Origin of the sequence: Thermoactinomyces daqus (genome assembly GCF_000763315.1) — a bacterium.
Taxonomy (GTDB): Bacteria; Bacillota; Bacilli; order Thermoactinomycetales; family Thermoactinomycetaceae; genus Thermoactinomyces_A; species Thermoactinomyces_A daqus.
The window spans coordinates 1-820 of sequence record NZ_JPST01000040.1; the positions used below are offsets into that span (position 1 = coordinate 1).

Consider the following 820-nt stretch of genomic DNA (forward strand, 5'->3'; position numbering starts at 1 on the left):
TACAGGAATGCTCCTTATAGTCACTGTCCTTGCGGAGAAATGAGAGTGTCCAAATCGAATTCAATTGCTTCATCGTCGTTATTTTTTAGAATGATCCGAATCATCTGAATTCACCTCCTGCGGGGCTGGCTCATCAGCGGGCAGTCGCCACACTGCCCGGACAAGGAGCCGCAGCCCCTTGTTTCGCCTTTTTTACTTTCCTGGCTGAAATTTATCCAGATCAGTCCATATATTCCTGACATGAATCAAGAAGTTAGCAAATTCTCTCCGGGTCACGATAGGATCTCCATAAAGATCTCCATCGATAGTCATATCGATCAGCCAATCTTCACTCGGTTTCATTAAATGCTCGTTGTATCTGCTGTGATAGTTTTGGATAGTCTGAAATGCAATTTCAAGCCGTCTTTTTGATCCCATATCCATCTCAGCTACTGGGATCAATTCATTACCTTCGACTCTGGTGATAACCAGTTTGTATTTGGACATTCATGTGGCCTCCTTTTGCTGTTTGCTGTTTTGGGAGACGGTGGGAGACGGAGAAGTTATGCGGTCTCCCGCGTTTTCTGGTTCTCGTCTCCCTTATTGTTTTTTCAGTTCTCCCTTTGCCCATTTTGCGTAATATTCCGATAACCCTTGCTGCATTAACTCACCTTTAGTAGGAATCCGGCCCAGTTCTTCCATCAACGCCCGAGCCTTTTTCATCGCCTCCGCCCTTGCTTTCATGTTCGGTTGAAAGCGGGGGGCTGGTGTCGATGCTGGTTTCGGTTGCGGCTGCTCCATATGGAATCCAATCTGCCGCATGGGCATTGGTACGACCGCC

2 protein-coding genes and 1 other RNA gene are annotated in these 820 nt (G+C 47.2%); all 3 read right to left on the reverse strand.

Annotation, left to right across the window (positions count from 1 at the left end; genetic code table 11):
• Positions 1–119 precede the first annotated feature (119 nt).
• Positions 120–189: hammerhead ribozyme type II (locus tag JG50_RS19485), an RNA gene on the reverse strand.
• Positions 190–192: 3 nt separating this feature from the next.
• Complete coding sequence (locus JG50_RS0115325) at positions 193–486, reverse strand: hypothetical protein (RefSeq protein WP_033102004.1); 294 nt, start codon at positions 484–486, stop codon at positions 193–195.
• A gap of 93 nt (positions 487–579) precedes the next feature.
• On the reverse strand, positions 580–820 hold a 241-nt coding region (locus JG50_RS0115330), incomplete at its 5' end, for a hypothetical protein (RefSeq protein ID WP_235281704.1).